The sequence below is a fragment of the Arthrobacter sp. PvP023 genome, assembly GCF_017832975.1.
Classification (GTDB): Bacteria; Actinomycetota; Actinomycetes; order Actinomycetales; family Micrococcaceae; genus Arthrobacter.
On record NZ_JAFIBI010000001.1, the window covers coordinates 2432112 to 2452820 of the forward strand.

The following is a 20709-nucleotide window of genomic DNA, read 5'->3' on the forward strand; positions in this document are numbered from 1 at the left end:
ATAGGAGACACCCGTGTCAGATGCCCAGCAGATCACCCTCATCGTCGACGGCGAAGAGACCAAGGTGACTACCGGGACCACCGGCGCGGAACTCTTCTTTGAGCGCCGCGACGTTGTAGTTGCCCGAGTAAACGGCGAACTGAAGGACCTCGACCAGCCGCTCCCCGAGGGGGCGGACATCGAAGGCGTCACCATTGATTCGCCGGACGGGCTCAATGTCCTCCGGCACTCGACCGCACACGTGATGGCCCAGGCCGTGCAGCAGTTGCGTCCTGACGCCAAGCTCGGCATCGGCCCCTACATCACGGACGGGTTCTACTTCGACTTCGACGTCGCCGAGCCGTTCACCCCGGAAGACCTGAAGACCCTGGAAAAGATGATGCTCAAAATCATCAACCAGAACCAGAAGTTCGTCCGCCGCGTGGTGTCCGAGGATGAAGCACGCGAAGCCATGAAGAACGAGCCCTACAAGCTCGAACTCCTGGGCAAAAAGAACAACGCGGCTGACGCCGGAGAAGGCGTCAACGTCGAGGTGGGCGCCGGAGACATCACCATCTACGACAACGTGGACCGCAAGAGCGGGGACAGCGTCTGGTGCGACCTGTGCCGCGGACCCCACCTGCCCAACACCAAGCTCATCTCCAACGCGTTCGCCCTGACCCGGTCTTCAGCCGCTTACTGGCTCGGCAACCAGAACAACCAGCAGCTGCAGCGCATTTACGGAACCGCCTGGCCCACCAAGGACGCCCTGAAGGCCTACCAGGAGCGCATCGCGGAGGCCGAACGCCGCGACCACCGCAAGCTCGGCGCCGAGCTGGACCTGTTCTCCTTCCCGGACGAGCTTGGCTCCGGCCTGCCGGTGTTCCATCCCAAGGGCGGCATCATCCGCAAGGCCATGGAGGACTACTCCCGCCAGCGCCACGTGGATGCCGGCTACGACTTCGTCTATACGCCGCACATCACCAAGGGGCACCTCTACGAAGTCTCGGGCCACCTGGACTGGTACAAGGAGGGCATGTTCCCGGCGATGCACATCGACGCGGAACTGAACGAGGACGGCACCGTGCGCAAGCCCGGCCAGGACTACTACCTGAAGCCGATGAACTGCCCCATGCACAACCTGATCTTCCGCTCGCGCGGACGGTCCTACCGGGAACTGCCCCTGCGGCTCTTCGAATTCGGTTCGGTGTACCGCTACGAAAAGTCAGGCGTGGTGCACGGCCTGACCCGCGTGCGCGGCATGACACAGGACGACGCCCACATCTACTGCACCCGCGAGCAGATGAAGGACGAGCTCACCACCACGCTGAACTTCGTGCTGGGCCTGCTCAAGGACTACGGCCTGGACGACTTCTACCTGGAACTCTCCACCAAGAACGAAGACAAGTTCGTGGGAGACGACGCTACTTGGGAGGAAGCCACCCGCACGCTGGCCGAGGTGGCTGAAGCGTCCGGGCTGGAGCTCATCCCGGATCCGGGCGGAGCCGCGTTCTATGGCCCCAAGATTTCCGTCCAGGCAAAAGACGCGCTCGGCCGGACCTGGCAGATGTCCACCATCCAGCTGGACTTCAACCTGCCTGAGCGCTTCGAGCTTGAGTTCCAGGCCGCCGACGGCACCCGCCAGCGTCCGGTCATGATCCACCGCGCCCTGTTCGGTTCCGTGGAACGGTTCATGGGCGTGCTGACGGAACACTACGCCGGCGCCTTCCCGGCGTGGCTGGCACCCGTGCAGGTTGTTGGCATCCCCGTGGCGGAAGCCTTCAACGATTACATGTTCGACGTCGTGGATCAGCTCAAGGCCGCAGGCATCCGGGCGGAAGTGGACATTTCCTCCGACCGCTTCCCGAAGAAGATCCGCACCGCCAGCAAGGACAAAATTCCGTTTGTCCTGATTGCCGGCGGCGAGGATGCCGAGGCCGGAGCAGTGTCCTTCCGGTTCCGCGACGGCAGCCAGGACAACGGTGTGCCGGTGGCCGAGGCTGTCCAGAGGATTGTCGAAGCCGTCCGCAACCGGACCAGCTAGCGAAAGCGGAATGGCAGGCGACGTGCAGGAGAACACAGGCGCTGGCGGGGGATATCCGGGCGACGGCGACGTGACCGATGAATTCGGTCTGGCCGGAGTCCCGGACGCTTTCCAGCGCCTGTGGACCCCGCACCGCATGGCCTACATCAAGGGTGGCCAGCACCAGTTCAAGAACAAGGATGACTGCCCGTTTTGTGTGGCCCCTGCCCGCAGCGACGAAGACTCGCTGATTGTTTACCGCGGACGCACCGGCTACGTGGTGCTGAACCTCTTCCCGTATAACCCGGGCCACCTGCTGATCTGCCCTTACCGCCACATCCCGGATTACACGGACCTGACCGTGGAGGAAACGGCGGAATTCGCGGCACTGACGCAGACGTCCATGCGGGTCCTGCGGAAGGTCTCCAACCCCGGTGGCTTCAATCTCGGGATGAACCAGGGCGTGGTGGGCGGGGCCGGAATAGCCGGCCACCTGCACCAGCACGTGGTCCCGCGTTGGGGAGGGGACGGCAACTTCTTCCCCATCATCGCCCAGACAAAAGCGATCACCCAGACGCTGGGCGAGGTCCGCCAGCAGGTTGCCGAGGCCTGGCCCCAGGACGAACATGCTTAACCGGCATGCCCGCGGGTTCTTCACCGCCCTGTTCTCACCGCTTGCCCGCTGGCTGCTGAAGATCGGTGTTTCACCGGACGCCATCACCATTGTGGGCACGGCCGGCGTCGTGGTGGGCGCGCTGGTCCTCTACCCGCTGGGCGAGCTCTGGTGGGGAACGCTGTTTATAACGGCGTTCATCTTCTCGGACGTGCTCGACGGGATCATGGCCCGGATGCAGGAGCGCGGCGGCCGTTGGGGCAACTTCCTGGATTCCACCCTGGACAGGGTCGCCGACGGCGCGCTGTTTGCCGGCCTTGCCATCTGGTATTTCACGGGAGGCGCGGACCGCGCGATCGCCGTCGCCGCCGTCGTATGCCTGGTGCTGGGCATGGTGGTCTCTTATGCTCGGGCGAAGGCCGAAGCCCTGGGCTTCCACGCCAACGTGGGCATTGCCGAGCGCGCGGAACGGCTCGTGTCGGTGCTCGTGGTCACCGGATTCACCGGGATCGGCCTTCCCAGCGTGGTCCTGCTGGTGACGCTGGTCCTCCTGGCCGCTGCCAGTCTGGTCACCGTGATCCAGCGGATCGCCACCGTGCACCGGCAGTCGCTGGAAGAGACGGGACTGCCGGGGTAACCCGAATTCAGCTGCGTCGCAGCGTGGGACTAGTATTAGCAGTACCTGGTCATTGGATCCGGTAATCCGGTGTGCGCGCGGCGTGGCTTATCCCGTCTATGCTGCCGCCTGCGCCGGAACCGAGAGACCGGATCTACGTAACATCTAGCTACCCATAGGGGTTTTTGTGTCTACACCTGATGTAAGCAGCGAAGCCGGCTCGTCCGCCAACAGCGTCACGGGCAGCAACCGCGTCAAGCGCGGCATGGCAGAGATGCTCAAGGGCGGCGTCATCATGGACGTCGTCAACGTCGAACAAGCCCGCATCGCCGAAGACGCCGGTGCCGTGGCCGTGATGGCGCTGGAACGCGTTCCGGCCGACATCCGGGCCCAGGGCGGCGTGTCCCGCATGTCCGATCCGGACATGATCGACAAGATCATCGAAGCCGTTTCCGTGCCGGTCATGGCCAAGGCCCGGATCGGCCACTTTGTCGAAGCCCAGGTCCTGCAGTCCCTCGGCGTGGACTACATCGACGAGTCCGAGGTCCTGACCCCGGCCGACTACGTCAACCACATCGACAAGTGGAACTTCAAGGTTCCCTTCGTCTGTGGCGCCACCAACCTTGGTGAGGCGCTGCGCCGCATCAACGAGGGCGCGGCCATGATCCGGTCCAAGGGCGAAGCCGGTACGGGCGACGTCTCCAACGCCACCGGTCACATGCGCCAGATCCGTTCCGAGATCGCCAAGCTCGCGGCCCTGCCCGAAGACGAGCTCTACGTCGCGGCCAAGGAACTGCAGGCCCCGTACGAACTGGTCAAGGAAGTTGCTGCCGCCGGCAAGCTCCCCGTCGTCCTATTCACCGCCGGCGGCATCGCCACCCCGGCCGACGCCGCGATGATGATGCAGCTCGGCGCTGACGGCGTGTTCGTCGGCTCCGGCATCTTCAAGTCCGGCAACCCGGCCCAGCGTGCCGCCGCCGTCGTGAAAGCCACCACCTTCTTCGATGACCCCGACGTGATCGCCAAGGCCTCCCGCGGCCTGGGCGAAGCCATGGTGGGCATCAACGTCGACGAAATCCCGCAGCCGCACCGCCTCGCCGAGCGCGGCTGGTAACAGCTCAACAGCAGTACGACGGCGGCGGGTCACCCGGGAAGGTGGCCCGCCGCCGTCGTCGGTTAACCCAACTGACTAGCAGTTAACGTCGCGAAACTCGCCTTTCACGACCTTAACTGCCAGTCAGTTGGGGGGGAGGAAGCTATTCGAGACCGCGGCGTTTCAGCAGCGGCTCCAGCCGGGCGTCCCGGCCCCGGAAGGCACGGAACGAATCCAGCGGTTCGCGGCTGTTGCCCCGGGACAGCAGTTCGTTCCGGAAGAAATCGCCGTTGACCCGGCTGAGCCCGCCGTTTTCCTTGAACCATTCCACGGTGTCCGCATCAAGTACCTCGCTCCAGATGTAGGAGTAGTAGCCCGCAGCGTAGCCGTCCCCGGCGAAGATGTGCTGGAAGTAGCCGGTGCGGTACCGCGGCGGAATCAGATGGTGCGCAACACCGGCGGCCGCCAGGGCCTTGGCTTCGAACGCCAGGACATCGGCCGGGACCCCGGATTCGTCCAGGACATGCCAGGCAAGGTCCAGGAGCGCAGCGCCCAGGTACTCCGTGGTGCCGAAACCTTCGCCCCACAGTTGCGATTCATTGAGCCTGTCCACGATGTCCTGGGCCAGGGGCTCGCCGGTGACGTGGTGGCGGGCGTAGTTGGCCAGCACCTCGGGCCACATGATCCACATTTCGTTGACCTGGGAGGGGTACTCCACGAAGTCCCGCGGAACGGCGGTACCGGAGAACCGCGGGAAGGTCACGCGGGAAAACAGTCCGTGCAGGGCATGCCCGAACTCGTGGAACGCAGTCCGGAGTTCGTCCAGGGTCAGCAGTGTGGGCTCTCCGGCCGGCGGCTTGGAAATGTTCAGGTTGTTGATCACTACCGGCTGTGTGCCCAGCAGCGCGGACTGGTCCACCAGCGAGTTCATCCAGGCGCCGCCGCGTTTGGTTTCACGCGAGTAGTAGTCCCCAAGGAACAGGCCCAGCTCTGATCCGTCCTCGTTGCGGACTTCCCAGACCCGGACGTCGGGGTGGTAGCCCTGGAGGTCGGTGCGTTCGTGGAAGGTGACCCCGTACAGGGATGTGGCGGCGAAGAAGACTCCGTCGCGCAGGACCCGGTCCAGTTCGAAGTACGGGCGCAACGCCTGCTCGTCCACGCTGTACCGCTCGCGCCGCACTTTCGCGGAATAGTAGGCCCAGTCCCAGGCCTCGAGCGGATGGCCTGCCACCTCTGCCAGGGCGGCCGCTTCGGCGTCGGCGTTCCGGACGGCGGCAGGAGCCAGCCGGTTCATCGTGGTCTGCACAGCTTCGAAATCGGGTGCCGTCTGCCGGTCCACGGTGAGCTCGGCGTAGTTGGCGAACCCCAGCAGGCGGGCCTTCTCGGCGCGGAGCGCAACCATGGACTGCACCAGCTCCAGCACATCGAGGCTGCCCCCGCTACTTCCCCGGCTGATGGACGCCTGGTAGAGGCGGCGCCGGACGTCGCGGTTTTCCAGGGACGCCATGGCGGGCTGGTTGCTGGGCTGGATGAGCGCGAGCAGGAATTTTCCGTCGTGCCCGGCCGCGCGGGCTGCTTCGGCGGCGCTGGCGACGTCGTCCGCCGGCAGCCCTGACAGTTCCGCGCCGTCGTCGAGAAGCAGGGCCGAGGTCTTCATGGCCTCCTTGGTGCGCTGACCGAATTCAGTTCCGAGCCGGGACAGCTCCGCGTTTACCGTCCTGAGCCGTTCCTGCCCGGCGTCATCGAGCTGGATGCCCGACTGGCGGAACTCCTTGAGGTACTCCTCCACGAGCCTGGCGGATTCTTCGTCGAGCCCGGTGACGTCCACGGCGGCGAACCGGTCAAACAGCCCCCGGTTCATGTAGATGGCGTCCTGATGGGCGGAAAACTCCGGGGACAGTTCCGTCTCGAGGGCGCGGATGCCGTCCGAGGCATCGGCAGAGACCAGCGTGTAGAACGACGCGGCGGCGCGCTGGAGGAGCTGCCCGGAACGCTCCATGGCCAGCACGGTGTTTTCGAAGGTTGCGGGTTCCGGATTGCCCACGATTACCCGGATCTCAGCCAAGTGCCCGGCAAGGCCTGCGCGGACCGCCTCGGAATAGTGGGACTCTTCGATTTCGGCAAACGGGGGGAGCCCGAACGGCAAAGGGCTGGGGCTCAGGAGGGGGTTGGTCATGAAGCAACCCTTTCATGTAACCGGGCGGTTCTCAACGGTGAATTTTCGGTATTCCGGGATGGCCCGCCGTAGGATGGCGCCCATGGGGGAATCGCACGGATGCTACCGTAAATCAACCGCTGGACGGGGAGTCGCGGCGTTGGCCGCTGTTGCCCTGCTGCTGAGCTTGTCGTCGTGCGGCGTTGTGGCCGAACAGGGCGCCGGGCAGCGTTCCGCCGAAGCGGCGGGCACGACGGCGGCCTCCGCACCGCCGTCGTCAGCTGCACCTGAGGCGCCGGCCCCTTCTCCGGAACCGACAGCAGGCAAGGGCCCGGCGTGCGCGGCTGTCCGGTGCTCGTCCGTGCTGGTGACCGGGGACATGCTGGTCCATGCCCAGTTGTGGGACCAGGCGCGTGCCGACGCGGCGGCGCTCGGAAAACCCGGGTTGGACTTCGCCCCGTTGCTCGAAGGCCAGCGTGAGTACATCAGGGCAAGCGACCTCGCCATCTGCCACCAGGAAACTCCGGTCGCGGAACCGGAGGGTCCCTTCTCGGCCTACCCCTCGTTCAACGTGCCGCCACAGATCGTCACCGCGTCGAAGAACGTTGGCTACCAGGCCTGCACCACCGCCAGCAACCACACCATCGACCAAGGGACCAGCGGCCTCGTCCGGACCCTCGACGCGCTGGATGCCGCCGGCTTGAAACACACGGGCTCCTACCGGACCGAGGCCGACTCGCAGGGCATCCTGATCCTGCAGACCGATGCCGCCAGGATAGCGGTGATCGAAGCCGCCTACGGCCTGAACGGGCAATACCCCGAGCACGCCTGGCAGGTGGACATGCTCGATGCGCCGGCCATGATTGCCAAAGCGAAGAAGGCCAAGGCGCTCGGTGCGGACATCGTACTTGGAGTCATGCACGCCGGTGACGAATATGCCAGCACCCCGAACGCCCAGCAGCAGGACACGGCCCATGCCCTGGTGGACAGCGGCGAATTCACCATGATTTACGGCCATCACACACACTCCGTGCTGCCCATTGAAAACTACAAAGGGACGTGGATCGTTTACGGTCTGGGCAACGGCGTGACCGAGCTGTCCCCCTGGTATGTGGTGAACAACGAGGGCCTGCTGGTGCGGGCGCAGTTCAGCCAGGACGCAGTCGGAAAATGGCAGGCGTCGGACCTTGCCTGGGTGCCCTCGGTGATCGTCCGCAACCCCTACCGCTGGTGTTCCGTGGCTGCCGATGCGCCGCAGGGACCGTGCGCCGGCTCCGAAGCGGACGCTGCCACGCGGTTGAGGACCCGGACGGTAGTGGAATCCATGGGGGCCGCAGCGGCGGGTGCCCGGGAACTGATCATTTCCGCCGAACGATAGAGACGGCGCCAAGTGCTGGCTTGGAGAAGCGGGACCTGTGAGTTCGCGAACCTTGGGCAGTCGGCCATGGCTGCGGGACAGCGGTTCACTTGATCCTGCGGGCAACATGCCTGACAAACCAGTGTTGCCAGGGTGCCTCCACCGCCCGCCCGTACTGCTCCCTTACGAACGACACCGCCCGCCCGGGCGGGATGCCATCCATAACGGCGAGGCAGGCGAGGGCAGTGCCGGTCCTGCCGCGACCGCCCCGGCAGGCGATTTCAACCCGCTCCGCCTCCGATCGCAGCCATGCTTCCCGCAACGCATCCAGGGCATCTGTCTCGTGGACCGGCAGCCAGAAATCCGGCCAACGCACCCACCGTTGCTCCCATCCCGCTGGAGCCGGGCGCCTGCCGAGCAGGTACACGGCGAAGTCGGGGCGGGGACCCGGCGGTAGCGGCTGACGGAGCGCCCGCGCGCGGATCAGCCTGCCGGAGGGGAAGCTGACGACGCCGGCAGCCCGTGGGTCCCAGGTATTCATGGACTGACTCTGGCATCCAATCGCCGGAACGGGAAGGGTGTGGCGCCCAAGGAAGGGGCATCGCTGTGATGCGGTGCCCCTCCCGTGCCGCCTCAGACCGGCGGCGCCTGAGACCGGCCGGTCAGGCGCCGGTTGGCAGCCTAGTGGTGGCCGCGTCGATGGTCGTCGTCACAGTAGCTGTGGAAGTGCCAGCCACCCCTGTGGTCCCGGTCACCCCTGTGGTGGTGCCAGTAGCCGTTCCGCTCACACCACCTGCGGTCGTGACGCCAGTCGCGCTTGTCGTCGTCCCTCTTGTGGTCCGTGTAACCCTGGTAGTTCTCAGCGGAAATCGTGACGGACTGCAGTCCCGTATCCGCTGCGGCAGGTCCGGCAGCCATTGCCGTTCCGCCAATACCGAGTCCCGCGGCCAGCAGGGTGGATGCGAGTAATCCCATTGACCTCTTCATGAGATCGTCCTAACTTGTGGTTAATTCCTGATGGTTGCCCGCAGGCTCATCCGGGCAGGCGGAATCTCGGTGGTGAATCGCATGACTTCCGGTGCGCCCGCTGTGGACAGTGCCGGACTCAAGATTCCTGTTCGAATGTTTGCCTGCGGTTTGTGGCCCCAAATTTATGCGGCGATACGTTCCGTGAATCGGCTTGTGCCCCATTTTTGGCGACTCGATTCATCGCGGCAACGCAGAGTCCTGCCGCTTTCGGGAAACCCCCGCGCACCGCGCTGCGCATAACTGGCGTCGGTGCACGGTATCGATATGAGGGCACCCCCCGGTGCCTACCCCAATACCCCAATAACCCGGGTCCAGGAACAGTGGTCCGGCAACCCGGCTGTAAAGCCGGAACATCGCCCGTCCGCCACGTCGCTGTGAACCGGGGGGATGTCCACTAACAACGATAGCGGTGTGACCCGGATCAGAATAGGCTCAGGGGTTTATTACAGGCGGGATTGCGGTATCCTCATCGCGGGACAGTTTCATCAGCTGCCTCTGTCGGATTTGTGTGAAATTGGCGCCATTTCGGCCGTTCGGCATCGTTCCGCACCCCGGCCCTCCGGAATGTTACGGCGCGCTCATTTCCTCCGGTACGGCCACTACGTGGAGTTCGGTGCCGTCGCGGAGCGCCGAAATGTCCAACGGTGCCCCGATGGCCTCCGAGAAGAGCAGCTTCTGGAGGCTCTCCGCGTTCGAAACGGATTTCCGCCCTACGCTCAACAGCACGTCTCCGGCGCGAAGGCCCGCCCGTTCGGCGGGTGATCCCGGAAGCACTTCGACAACCAGTAGGCCATCCCGGTGGCCGGTTCGGACCACCGAGCTGACCGGAAGCTGCACGGGTGTGTTCACGAGCCCCAGGTAGGCCCGCCGGACCTGCCCGTCCGAGAGGAGCGAGGCGATAATCCGGCGAGACGTGGCGTTGATAGGAACCGCCAAACCCAGTCCCGCTCCGGCGACCGCCGTGTTGATGCCCACGATCCTGCCCCGTGCGTCGGCCAGGGCGCCTCCGGAGTTGCCGGGGTTAAGCGCGGCGTCGGTCTGGATGACGTCCTCGATCACGCGCCGGTTGCGTCCGGACCACACGGGGATGGAACGGCCCAGGCCGCTGACCACTCCTGCGGTCACGGAGCCCGAGAGTCCCAGCGGATTACCCACCGCGATCACCAGCTGCCCGACCTTGAGGAGTTCGGCGTCGCCGAATTCGGCCGGCCGGACCATGGGTGCCTTACCGTGGACAACAGCGAGGTCGGACAGGGGATCGGCGCCCACCACTTCAACAGCCGTCCGGGTGCCGTCGGCGAACACGGCGTGTCCTTTTCCCGCAGAGCCCACCACATGCGCGTTGGTCACCAGGTAGCCGTCGGAGGTGAACAGGACAGCCGAGCCTGCGCCAACCCGGTATCTGCCGTTGCGGCCCGTGCCGGTCATTTCGACGGCAGCTACGTGCGGGGTGTCGGTTTCCGCGACGCGGATGACTGTTGCGGAATAGGAATCGAGCGGGTCTTCAAGGGTGTGGGTTCCGTTGATCCCGCTGCTGGCTGCCGCCATGGTGTGCCTCCTGACATGGTGCCTACCTATGTCAACGGCTGTGCTCGCGCCACTAGTCCGGCCACTGCTACGCCGTCAGAGAAACCAGGCAGAAAAACCAGGGGATCAGCGGGGATGCACCAGCCGGCGCCATAGCTCAGGCCAGGCCGTGGCGAACGCCGGGTGGAGTTCCCTGTCTTCAACGGAACCGGCCGGGACCCACTTCAGCTCGATGCTCTCCGGATCGTTGATGGCCGGTTCGAAGGATTCAACAACGCGCACCGCCACGGTGGTGTATGACCAGTATCCGACGTCGAACACGGACGTGAAGAGGACGCGCACGTTGTCCGGCGGGACGGCCGCTTCTTCGTGTGCTTCCCGCAGGGCGCCCGTAATGGCGTCTTCGCCCTGGTGCAACGCCCCGCCGGGCAGGCCCCAGGTGCCGCCATGGTGGCTCCAGGTGGCCCGGTGCTGGAGCAGGATGCCTTTGCCGGGATCCTGTACCAGGAGCCCGGCAGACCCGAAGCGGCCCCAGAACCTGCCCAGAGCGCCTTCGACCCAGGCGTCCCCTGGATCGCGGGGGCGGGACGGGTTGCGAAGGTGTTCCGGGAAGCTGGCAGCTGCGGTGTCCATGGGACCAGTTTCCCACGCCCGGTCTCCTGGCGGTCACAAACCGTCACCGGCGTTCCGCGCGGAAAGGCAGGCGGAACTGAACCGGCCGTCCCTAGCGTGGCCGCCGTGAGGCGTGTTCACGCGCCAGCACGGCGTAGCGGTCATCCGGCGCACCCGGTGTGAAGCTGCCGTATTTGCGTTCGACGGCGGTGCGGATCAGGAAGTCGGCAATCGCAGGGTTCTTCGGCAGGAGCGATCCATGGAGGTAGCTGGCCACGATGTTCCGGTAGCGCGCCCCTTCCTGACAGTCCTTGCTGTTATTGCCGATGCCCTTGGGGGTGCTGCCAAGGGGCTGGACCCCGGGGCCGAGCGTCGTTTGTCCGCTGTGGTTTTCGTAACCGAGGATGTCGCCGAACTCGGGAGAAGCCACCGTAACGTTCCCGATCAGGCGTTCGTCGGTTCCGTGGGTTTCCACGTCCAACACGCCGATACCGGGAATGACCGATCCCGTGCGGGTCTTGAAAAACTTTCCGAAGAGCTGGTACATCCCGCAGATCAGCAGCATGGGCGTACCTGCTTCTGCCAGTTCCTTCAGCGTCGATTCGCGGGAGAGCAGGTCGTCCTGAATGACCAGCTGGCCGCTGTCCTGGCCGCCTCCGCCCACGATCAGGTCGACGCCGGCCGGGAACTCGTCGCCGACGTTGTATTCGAGGAGTTCCGGGGTGTAGCCGTGCCAGCGCAGCCTCTGCTGGATCACCAGCGCGTTGCCCCAGTCGCCGTAGATGTTCATGTCGCGCGGGTACAGCTGCAGGACACGGATGGTTCCCTTGCTCATGAGACCACCTCCACGGTAGTGATTTTGGAGAGCTCGCGGCGGATGGCGAGCATTGCGGTGTAGGTGCAGAAGATGCGTTTGGGTTTACCTTTCGCACCTTGGATAAAGGCCGCGAGGGCCGGCGCGATCTCCGGGTTGACGGCACCGACGGCAACGTCGTCGTATTGCAGCCGCAGGGCCATGTCGTAGGCCCGGGAACCGGTCAACTGGTCCACGCCGCCTTCACGCAGAGAATCGAACTCCACGTCCCAAAGCCAGGACATGTCGCGGCCATCGGCATAGTTGTCGTTGATCGCCACCATCGTGGCGTAGCCGCCGGCCGGGAAGGACTTCAGGCCCAGGCGGAAACCGCTGGGGTTCTTGACCAGCACCAGGTCCAGGGGCAGTCCGTCGACCCCCAGGCTCTCACCCCGGCCGAAGGCAGGTGCTACCTGTGACAGGGCCTTGAGGAGGCCATCATGATCCGTCGGGGTGTCGCCGTTCCCGGCGATGCAGCGGGCAAGTGCAAGCGCGGCCGCCGCGTTGAAGATGTTGTAGACCCCCCGGAGCTTCATCCCGGTGGTGACCGTGGCGCCGTCGTACTCAAAATCGGCGTCGTCCGCCCCCACCCGGCTGAGCACGACGTCGGCATGCGGCTTTTCGGGCATTGCCGGCACAGGGCTGCCCGGGCCGGCGCGGAGGTCGTCGTCGTTCGGGAACGTGCTGAGCAGGGAATCGTCGAGCCCGAAGTAGCGGACGTCCGGTCCGTGCAGGGTGTCGGCGATCCGGGCGACGCGGGGATCCTCACGGTTCAGGACCACCGTTCCGGTGGTTTTTGAAGCGATGTGCTGCAGGAGTTGGGCGGTCTTGTCGATCTCGCCGAAGCGGTCCAGCTGGTCGCGGAGGACGTTGAGCAGCAGGCTGTAGCGCGGCGGAACCCTGTTGACGAAGTGGACGGCGTGCGCCTCATCCAGCTCCAGCACCGCGATGTCCGCGTTCAGCCGGCCCCGCCAGTCGACGTCGCCCAGCAAAGCCGCAGCCACACCACGGGTGAAGTTGCTTCCGGTGCGGTTCGTAAAGACCTTCAGCCCCTGGCTCTCGAGCAGTTCCACCACCATTTTGGTGGTGGTTGTTTTGCCGTTCGTTCCGCTCACGACGGCGACGCCCAACGGGAGCGTGGACAGTGTCCGCTGCATGAATCCGGGGTCGATTTTCTCCACCACAAGGCCGGGGAGGGCGGAGCCTCCGCCCCTGAGCCGGGAGACCCGGCGGACGAGCTTGCCGAGCGGAACGCTGATGTAAAGCATGCTCAGTAATATATCCCAGTCGCGGCATGGAACCGGGCCGGCCGGCCTGTTCCGGCAAGCCTCCGACCGCGGTGGCCACTATGCTGATTGGATGACCAACCCCCCTTCCACGGACTATTCCCGCGCGGGCGCAGGCCTGCGAATCGGTGTCCTGGCCCTTCAGGGCGACTTCCGGGAGCACCTGCGCGCCGCAGAAGCTACCGGCGCCGCCGGCATCGGAATCAGGCGCCCGTCCGAACTTGACGGCATCGACGGCCTGATCATTCCCGGTGGCGAATCCACCGCGATCGACAAGCTGGCCAGGGCCTTCGAACTCGCGGATCCCTTGCGTAAGCTCATCGCCGAAGGACTGCCCGTATACGGCTCCTGCGCCGGCATGATCCTGCTCGCCGACGAGATCGCGGACCCCGCCACGGACCTGGCCGGCAATCCACAGCAGACGTTCGGCGGACTGGACATCACCGTCCGACGCAACGCGTTCGGCCGACAGCGGGAATCCTTTGAAACCGACCTCGAATTCAAGGGGCTCGGCTTCAGCGACACCGGTTCGGGTGTCGCGCCGGTACACGCGGTGTTCATCCGCGGCCCCTGGGTGGAGCGCGTAGGCCCGGGCGTGGAGGTCCTGGCACAGGTGGAACCCGCGGATCCGGAGCATGCTTCGCATGCGGCCGCGCTGCAGGGGACGGCTAGAATTGTTGCAGTGCGTTCAGGCCACCTGCTGGCCACCTCATTCCACCCGGAAGTGACGGGGGAGAAGCGCGTGCATGAACTGTTTATTCGAATGATCAGAGGAGAAGCGTAAAGCATGTCAGGCCACTCCAAATGGGCGACGACCAAGCACAAGAAGGCCATCCTTGATAGCCGCCGGGCAAAATCGTTCGCCAAACTGATCAAGAACATCGAAGTCGCCGCCCGGATGGGCGGCCCGGACCTCGCGGGCAACCCGAGCCTGGAACTCGCCGTCACAAAGGCCAAGAAGACCTCAGTTCCCGCTGACAACATTGACCGCGCCATCAAGCGCGGTGCCGGCCTCACCGGCGAGGTCGTGGACTACACGGAGATCATGTACGAGTGCCGCGGCCCGCAGGGCTCGGCCTTGCTCATCGAGTGCCTCACGGACAACAAGAACCGCGCCGCGTCCGAGGTCCGCCTCGCCATCTCCCGCAACGGCGGCACCATCGCCGATCCCGGCTCCGTCAGCTACCTTTTCTCCCGCAAGGGCGTAGTCACCCTGCCCAAGAACGGCCTCAGCGAGGACGACGTCCTGATGGCCGTCCTGGACGCCGGCGCCGAGGAAGTCAAGGACAACGGCGAAACCTTCGAGATCCACTCTGACCCGAAGGATCTCCAGGCCATCCGCGACGCCCTCAAGGAAGCCGGGATCGAATACGACACCGACGAAGCGGAGTTCGTCCCGTCCATGGAGGTCCCGCTGGACCTCGACGCCGCCAAGAAGTTCATGAAGCTGGTGGACGCATTGGAGGAGCTCGACGACGTGCAGAACGTCTACAGCAATGCCGACCTCAGCGACGAAGTGCAGGCCGCACTGGAAGCCGAGTGATCCCGCAGCCCTGCTGTGAAACTGAGGCCCGGCCTTGACCCTCCGAGTATTGGGAGTCGACCCGGGCCTCACCCGTTGCGGCATCGGCGTCGTGGACGTCGAGAAGAACCGGCGGGCCACCATGGTGGCTGTCGGTGTGGTGGGTACGTCCCCGGATGAGAGCCTGGACCGGAGGCTGCTGCTTATCGCCACGTCCATCGACGACTGGCTGGACCGCTACGAACCCCACGTCCTTGCCGTGGAGCGGGTGTTCTCCCAGCTCAACGTCAGCACGGTGATGGGGGTCGCCCAGGCATCCGGTGTGGTGATTGCCGCCGCCGCCCGGCGCGGCATCCCGGTTGCCCTGCATACCCCGTCGGAGGTCAAGGCGGCCGTCACCGGCAGCGGAACGTCCAACAAGGACGCCGTCACGAAACTCGTCACCAAGATCCTCCGTCTGGATGCCCCGCCCCGCCCGGCGGACGCCGCCGATGCGCTGGCACTGGCCATCACGCATGCGTGGCGGGCCGGGAGCGGAGCCGCCATAGCGACCACCGGACCGGGCAGCCAGTCGCTGACCCCGGCCCAGCGCGCGTGGGCCGAGGCGGAAGCCAAGGCGCGCCGTGCACGGTGAATGTCCGGACCCCTTGCTAGGGTATTCGTAGATATGTTCGGATAGCCGGTTTAGCGCCGGCTGCATTTTGCTGTAGACCCAGGAGCCCGGCCTTGATCAGTTTTCTCCGCGGAACCGTAGCGCACGTCGGGTTGTCCTCCGCCGTGATCGACCTCAACGGCGCCGGCATGAGCGTTAACGCCACACCGCAAACCCTCAGCGGGTTGCGCACCGGCGAAGAGGGCAAGCTCTTTACCTCCCTCATCGTGCGTGAGGATTCACTGACGCTTTTCGGGTTCTCCAGCGACGACGAACGCGAGGTCTTCGATGTCCTGCTCAGCGTGAGCGGCGTGGGGCCGCGCCTTGCCCTGGCCGTGCTGGCCGTCCATGATCCCGAGGCAATCCGGGTGGCCGCGCACACCGGGGACGGAAAGGCCTTCACCAAAGTCCCCGGGATCGGACCCAAGGTTGCCGGCAGGATTGTGCTGGAGTTGGCCGGCAAACTCGTGCCGCACGGGACCGGTGCAGCGGCGGCTCCGGCAGCATCCGCGCCCGCGCCCTGGAAGCCGCAGGTGGTGGCGGCAATGACGAGTCTTGGCTGGTCCGAAAAAGACGCCGCGTCCAGCATCGACAAAGCACTCTCTGATTCCCCGGAACTCGAAGCCGGCGGCCAGGTGGCCGAAATCCTGCGGGCCACGCTGCGCTGGCTGGGGCAGGACGGCGCGCGTGCCGGCAACAGGGTAGGCAGCCGTGGCTGATTCTTCCCTGGTGGGCGGGGGAGAGGAGCCCGAGGAAAGGGTCATTGAGGCGGCCCTTCGTCCCAAGAACCTGCACGACTTCGTAGGCCAGCACCGTGTCCGCAAGCAATTGTCGCTGGTGCTGGAAGCATCGCGGATGCGCGGACGCAGTGCCGACCACGTCCTGCTCTCCGGCCCGCCCGGCCTCGGCAAGACCACTTTGTCCATGATCATCGCCGCAGAGATGAATGCTCCGCTGCGGATCAGCAGTGGTCCGGCCATCCAGCACGCCGGCGACCTCGCCGCCATCCTTTCCTCGCTGTCGGAGGGGGAGGTCCTGTTCCTGGACGAGATCCACCGGATGTCCCGTCCTGCGGAGGAAATGCTGTACATGGCCATGGAGGATTTCCGTGTGGACATCGTGGTGGGCAAAGGCGCAGGCGCCACGGCAATTCCCCTCGAGCTGCCTCCGTTTACCCTCGTGGGCGCCACCACCCGCGCCGGGCTCCTTCCGGGACCGTTGCGGGACAGGTTCGGGTTCACGGGCCACCTGGAGTTCTACTCCGTGGAGGAGCTGGAGCTAGTCCTGAGGCGTTCGGCCGGGCTGCTGGACCTCAAGGTCAATTCGGCAGGCTTCAGCGAAATCGCGGGCCGGTCCCGGGGCACCCCCCGCATTGCGAACCGCCTGCTCCGCCGAGTCCGCGACTGGGCGCTGGTCCACGGAATCGAGCAAATCGATGCCCGGGCAGCGTCGGCCGCGCTGGACATGTACGAAGTGGACAAAAGGGGCCTGGACCGGCTGGACCGCTCCGTCCTCGAAGCCCTCATCACCAAGTTCGGCGGCGGCCCGGTGGGACTTTCCACGCTGGCTATTGCGGTGGGGGAGGAACCGGAAACGGTGGAAACCGTGGCTGAGCCCTATCTTGTCCGCGAGGGCCTGCTGGGACGGACGCCGCGTGGGCGGATCGCCATGGCTCCCGCCTGGACGCACCTTGGCTACGCGGTTCCGGAAGGGGTGTTCGGCCAGGAGGCGCTGGCGCTTTTTGAGGTGGAAGACCTCGGCGTCGAGCCGGTGGCGGAGTGGCTGCCCAACGGGCAATAGCAGCGTCCGGCTGACTTTCCCTTTAGACTGGTATGACGCTCGGCACGTTCGGGTCTTTGTTTCTGTGGGCGGCTTCGGCCGCCGTTGGCTGGGCATGGTTTTCTGCCGGGTGGGCCGAAACGAAGCCGACGTTGCTGTAAATCAGCTACGCAAGTACAGAACGGAAACTTCCTGTGTTCGGACACATTACTGCCCAGACCCAGCCGCAGGCCGGCGGCGGCATCGACATCATGACCATCCTGCTCTTCGTGATGCTCGGACTCTTCATCTTCATGATGTTCCGCCGCAACAAGAAGACCCAGCAGCAGCAGGCAACGCTTCAGTCCCAGTTCGCGCCCGGCGTTGAGGTCATGACCAGCTTCGGCCTCTTCGGCCGCATTGTCTCCATCGATGAGGCCGAGAACAAGGTTGTGATCGAACTTTCCCCGGGCAACCTGGCCACGGTACACCGCCAGGCGGTGACCAAGATCGTCGAGCCGGTTGCAGCCCCCGCCGACTCCGCCGTCGTTCCGGACGACGCCTCGTCACTGACGGGCCACGACGCCGACCGCGCCGACGCCGTCAACCGCACCGAGACTGTTAACGAGACGCCGGAAGAATCGCTGAAGCGTCTCAACGACGAAGGCAAGAAAGACAGCTAGTCTGGCGTTTCCGCCAAGTCCCGCTAAGTAGAACTAACGACGGCCGCGGGCTGCCGCCGGTGTGTGAGCCCAGCTCACCCCGGCGGCTCCTCCGTAAACAATAGAAAGATCGACAATGGCACGTACTGGCCCCAAAAACTCAGCACTCAGGGTGCTGGTCTGGCTCGGCGTTATCCTCGCCGTCATGACTGCCGTGCTCGCCGGCGGCTCCATTTCCGGCCAGGCCAGCTGGGCACCAAAGCTTGCACTTGACCTTGAAGGCGGAACCCAGATGATCCTGGCGCCCAAGGTCGAGGGCGGTTCGGACATCAACGAGGATCAGCTCAACCAGGCCGTTGCGATCATTCGCCAGCGCGTCGACGGCTCAGGCGTGGCGGAAGCTGAAATCAGCACGCAGTCCGGCCGCAATGTGGTGGTCAGCCTCCCGGGTACGCCTTCCAAGGAGACCCGCGCCCTCATCCAGGCCTCGGCCGACATGAACTTCCGGCCCGTTCTCCAGGCCGGTCCCGGCGCCGCAGTGCCCGCGGAATCCCAGACGCCCGAGGACAAGCTGCCCAAGCCGACGGCCGCGCCGACCAACAGCAGCGACGTCAACTGGGTCACGGCTGAGGTGTACAAGAAATTCGAGACCCTGGACTGTGACAACCCCTCGCAGGACAAGCAGGAGCGCTCGGACCCCGCCAAGCCGCTGGTGACGTGTGAGCCTGCTACGGCCACTTCCCCGGCCATCAAGTACATCCTGGGTCCGGTGGAAGTAAAGGGCTCGAACATCAAGTCCTCCTCCTTCCAGCTGCAGCAGGGTGCACAGGGTGCTGTCACCAACGAGTGGGCAGTGAACATCCAGTTTGATGAGGCAGGGACCGCCAAGTTCAAGGAAGTCACCGAACGCCTGTACCAGTTCTTCGTGGCTGCCGGCGGCGAGTCCGGCAACGATCCCAAGGCCCAGTTCGCAATCGTCCTCGATGACCAGGTCATCTCCGCCCCGCGTTCCCTCGCCGTGATCACAGACGGCCGTCCCCAGATCACGGGCGGATTCACGGAGGACTCCGCGAAGGCACTCTCCGATCAGCTCCGGTTCGGTGCGCTCCCCATCAGCTTCGACATCCAGAGCGAGCAGCAGATTTCCGCGACCCTGGGCGGAGAGCAGCTCCGGATGGGCCTGCTCGCAGGCGTGATCGGTTTGCTCCTGGTGGTGGTTTACTCGCTCTTCCAGTACCGGGCGCTGGGCTTTGTCACCATTTTCTCCCTCGTGGTAGCCGGAGCGTTGACTTATCTGGCGATTGCCATCCTGGGGTGGACTGAAAACTACCGGCTGTCCCTTGCCGGTGTTGCCGGCCTCATCGTGGCCATCGGCCAGACAGCCGACTCCTTCATCGTCTACTTCGAACGAATCCGGGACGAACTGCGCGAGGGCCGGGGTCTGGTCTCCGCCGTGGAGAACGGCTGGAAGCGCGCCAAGCGCACGGTCCTGGCATCGAAGGCCGTGAACCTGCTGGCGGCACTGGTCCTCTACTTCGTGGCCGTGGGCAACGTGCGCGGATTTGCTTTCACCCTGGGCCTGACGGCCATCGCCGACCTCATCGTCGTCTTTATGTTCACCCACCCGACCCTGCAGCTCCTTGCCCGCACCAAGTTCTTCGGCGAGGGCCACAAGTTCTCCGGCCTTGACCCGAAGCGCCTCGGCGCAGTGCCGCTCTACCGTGGTGCAGGCAGGCTCCGCACGCCGGAAGACAAGCCGGCCGTGGTGCGCGCCAAAAACACCGGAGCAGCCGCCGAAGCGGAGCGCCGGATGACCATCGCAGAACGCCGCCTCGCGGAAAAGCAGGAGCAGCTTGCCGGTTCCTCCAAGAGCACGACCAAGGAGGGCAAGTAAATGACCACGAATTTTGCCACGTTCGGCAATGAGCTCTACACGGGCAAGCGCTCGTACAATTTTGTCAGCGCCAAGAAGATCTGGTTCCTGATTGCGGCCGTCGCCGTGGCGCTTTCCATCCTCCTCCCGGTGGCCAAAGGCGGGTTCAACCTGGGCATCGAGTTCCGGGGCGGATCGGAATTCACCGTGTCCAACGTGAAGACCACGGATGCGTCCCTCGGTGAGAAGGCCGTCCAGGACGTGGTGGAGGGCAGTATTCCTCGCGTGGCCAACGTTGCCGGCAACACCATGCGGATCCAGACAGACAAGCTCACTGATGAGGAAACCCTCCGGATCAAGGAAGGGCTGACCACCGCTTACGGTGTCACGGACAACGAGGTGACCTCCACGTTCGTTGGCCCCACCTGGGGTGCCGACGTCACCAAGCAGGCACTCCTGGGCCTGGTGATCTTCGTCGTCATCGCGGCGGTCCTGATGGCGCTCTACTTCCGCACCTGGAAGATGTCGCTTTCGGCGCTCGTGGGCATGCTCGTCACCATGTTCGTCACGGCGGGCGTTTACGCACTTAGCGACTTCGAAGTCACGCCGTCCGCCATCATCGGGTTCCTGACGGTGCTCAGCTACTCGCTGTACGACACCGTGGTGGTCTTCGACAAGATCCGTGAGAACACGGCCGACATTGACGCCTCCACCCGCCGAACTTTTGCGGAAGAGGTCAACCTTGCCGTCAACCAGACGCTGGTCCGGTCCATCAACACCATGATGGTTGCCATCCTTCCCGTGGGTGCCATCCTCTTCATCGGCGCCGGCCTCCTGGGCGCAGGTACCCTGCGTGATCTGTCGCTTGCACTTTTCGTCGGCATCCTGATCGGCACAGCGGCGACGATCTTCATCGCGGCCCCGCTGTATGCCTGGCTGCGCCAGGGCGAACCGCAGCTGGTGAAGCAGGCTGAGCGTGTGGAACGCCGCCGGGCCGAGTCCGCTGCCAGGGAATCGGCCGCGAAGGAATCGGCTGCGCCGGAGACTGCAACAACCTAGCTGTCCGTGCCTGAAGGGCCGGGCTCCGTCATCCGTGACG

The 20709-nt window shown here is 65.1% G+C and carries 20 protein-coding genes; 13 read left to right on the forward strand and 7 right to left on the reverse strand.

What is annotated here, in order from left to right:
* The first annotated feature begins 13 nt into the window (after positions 1-13).
* The 4 genes from thrS to pdxS all read left to right on the forward strand — a co-directional run bounded on the left by thrS (position 14) and on the right by pdxS (position 4345).
* Positions 14-2023 (forward strand): threonine--tRNA ligase, encoded by a 2010-nt coding sequence (gene thrS / locus JOE31_RS11245; RefSeq protein ID WP_209744349.1) that lies wholly within the window; start codon positions 14-16, stop codon positions 2021-2023.
* A 22-nt stretch (positions 2024-2045) separates the two neighbouring features.
* Positions 2046-2636, forward strand: a complete 591-nt coding sequence (locus JOE31_RS11250) for an HIT domain-containing protein (protein ID WP_209748352.1) — start codon at positions 2046-2048, stop codon at positions 2634-2636.
* Entirely contained in the window at positions 2629-3252 is a 624-nt protein-coding gene (gene pgsA, locus JOE31_RS11255) for a phosphatidylinositol phosphate synthase (RefSeq protein WP_209744353.1), read from the forward strand. The genes JOE31_RS11250 and pgsA overlap by 8 nt, the downstream gene beginning before the upstream one ends.
* A 166-nt stretch (positions 3253-3418) precedes the next feature.
* Positions 3419-4345 carry a pyridoxal 5'-phosphate synthase lyase subunit PdxS gene (pdxS, locus tag JOE31_RS11260; protein ID WP_011692158.1) on the forward strand — a complete coding sequence of 309 codons (927 nt, stop codon included), beginning with the start codon at positions 3419-3421 and terminating at the stop codon, positions 4343-4345.
* 142 nt (positions 4346-4487) lie between these two features.
* On the opposite strand, the gene JOE31_RS11265 is transcribed toward pdxS, so the two are convergent.
* Positions 4488-6500 carry a M3 family metallopeptidase gene (locus JOE31_RS11265; protein ID WP_209744356.1) on the reverse strand — a complete coding sequence of 671 codons (2013 nt, stop codon included), beginning with the start codon at positions 6498-6500 and terminating at the stop codon, positions 4488-4490.
* A gap of 82 nt (positions 6501-6582) precedes the next feature.
* Between JOE31_RS11265 and JOE31_RS11270 the strand changes: the two genes are divergently transcribed.
* On the forward strand, positions 6583-7857 hold the full coding sequence (locus tag JOE31_RS11270; RefSeq protein ID WP_209744359.1) for a CapA family protein: 1275 nt from the start codon (positions 6583-6585) through the stop codon (positions 7855-7857).
* 85 nt (positions 7858-7942) lie between these two features.
* Here the strand turns inward: JOE31_RS11270 and JOE31_RS11275 are convergent, their stop codons facing one another.
* The 6 genes from JOE31_RS11275 to JOE31_RS11300 form a co-directional block, all read right to left on the reverse strand.
* Positions 7943-8377: a protein phosphatase gene (locus JOE31_RS11275; protein ID WP_209744361.1), complete on the reverse strand. Its 435-nt coding sequence runs from the start codon at positions 8375-8377 to the stop codon at positions 7943-7945.
* A gap of 140 nt (positions 8378-8517) precedes the next feature.
* On the reverse strand, positions 8518-8811 hold the full coding sequence (locus JOE31_RS11280) for a hypothetical protein (RefSeq protein ID WP_209744363.1): 294 nt from the start codon (positions 8809-8811) through the stop codon (positions 8518-8520).
* A gap of 621 nt (positions 8812-9432) precedes the next feature.
* Positions 9433-10413 carry a S1C family serine protease gene (locus JOE31_RS11285; RefSeq protein ID WP_209744365.1) on the reverse strand — a complete coding sequence of 327 codons (981 nt, stop codon included), beginning with the start codon at positions 10411-10413 and terminating at the stop codon, positions 9433-9435.
* Positions 10414-10518: 105 nt separating this feature from the next.
* Positions 10519-11025 (reverse strand): NUDIX domain-containing protein, encoded by a 507-nt coding sequence (locus JOE31_RS11290; RefSeq protein WP_209744367.1) that lies wholly within the window; start codon positions 11023-11025, stop codon positions 10519-10521.
* Between the two features lie 91 nt (positions 11026-11116).
* On the reverse strand, positions 11117-11839 hold the full coding sequence (locus JOE31_RS11295) for a type 1 glutamine amidotransferase (protein WP_209744369.1): 723 nt from the start codon (positions 11837-11839) through the stop codon (positions 11117-11119).
* Positions 11836-13125 (reverse strand): Mur ligase family protein, encoded by a 1290-nt coding sequence (locus JOE31_RS11300; RefSeq protein WP_209744372.1) that lies wholly within the window; start codon positions 13123-13125, stop codon positions 11836-11838. Before JOE31_RS11300 ends, JOE31_RS11295 begins: the two co-directional genes overlap by 4 nt.
* A gap of 91 nt (positions 13126-13216) precedes the next feature.
* Here JOE31_RS11300 and pdxT point away from each other — a divergent pair, with 91 nt between their 5' ends.
* The 8 genes from pdxT to secF all read left to right on the forward strand — a co-directional run bounded on the left by pdxT (position 13217) and on the right by secF (position 20669).
* Positions 13217-13927 carry a pyridoxal 5'-phosphate synthase glutaminase subunit PdxT gene (gene pdxT / locus JOE31_RS11305; RefSeq protein WP_209744375.1) on the forward strand — a complete coding sequence of 237 codons (711 nt, stop codon included), beginning with the start codon at positions 13217-13219 and terminating at the stop codon, positions 13925-13927.
* Between the two features lie 3 nt (positions 13928-13930).
* Complete coding sequence (locus JOE31_RS11310) at positions 13931-14686, forward strand: YebC/PmpR family DNA-binding transcriptional regulator (protein ID WP_209744377.1); 756 nt, start codon at positions 13931-13933, stop codon at positions 14684-14686.
* A 34-nt stretch (positions 14687-14720) separates the two neighbouring features.
* Positions 14721-15299 carry a crossover junction endodeoxyribonuclease RuvC gene (ruvC, locus tag JOE31_RS11315; RefSeq protein WP_209744379.1) on the forward strand — a complete coding sequence of 193 codons (579 nt, stop codon included), beginning with the start codon at positions 14721-14723 and terminating at the stop codon, positions 15297-15299.
* A gap of 92 nt (positions 15300-15391) precedes the next feature.
* Positions 15392-16036: a Holliday junction branch migration protein RuvA gene (gene ruvA, locus JOE31_RS11320; RefSeq protein WP_209744381.1), complete on the forward strand. Its 645-nt coding sequence runs from the start codon at positions 15392-15394 to the stop codon at positions 16034-16036.
* Positions 16029-17117, forward strand: a complete 1089-nt coding sequence (gene ruvB / locus JOE31_RS11325) for a Holliday junction branch migration DNA helicase RuvB (RefSeq protein WP_209744383.1) — start codon at positions 16029-16031, stop codon at positions 17115-17117. Before ruvA ends, ruvB begins: the two co-directional genes overlap by 8 nt.
* A gap of 230 nt (positions 17118-17347) precedes the next feature.
* Positions 17348-17758, forward strand: a complete 411-nt coding sequence (gene yajC / locus JOE31_RS11330) for a preprotein translocase subunit YajC (RefSeq protein ID WP_209748354.1) — start codon at positions 17348-17350, stop codon at positions 17756-17758.
* A gap of 115 nt (positions 17759-17873) precedes the next feature.
* Positions 17874-19631 carry a protein translocase subunit SecD gene (gene secD / locus JOE31_RS11335; protein WP_209744385.1) on the forward strand — a complete coding sequence of 586 codons (1758 nt, stop codon included), beginning with the start codon at positions 17874-17876 and terminating at the stop codon, positions 19629-19631.
* Positions 19632-20669 carry a protein translocase subunit SecF gene (secF, locus tag JOE31_RS11340; RefSeq protein WP_209744387.1) on the forward strand — a complete coding sequence of 346 codons (1038 nt, stop codon included), beginning with the start codon at positions 19632-19634 and terminating at the stop codon, positions 20667-20669.
* The last annotated feature ends 40 nt before the right edge of the window (positions 20670-20709 follow it).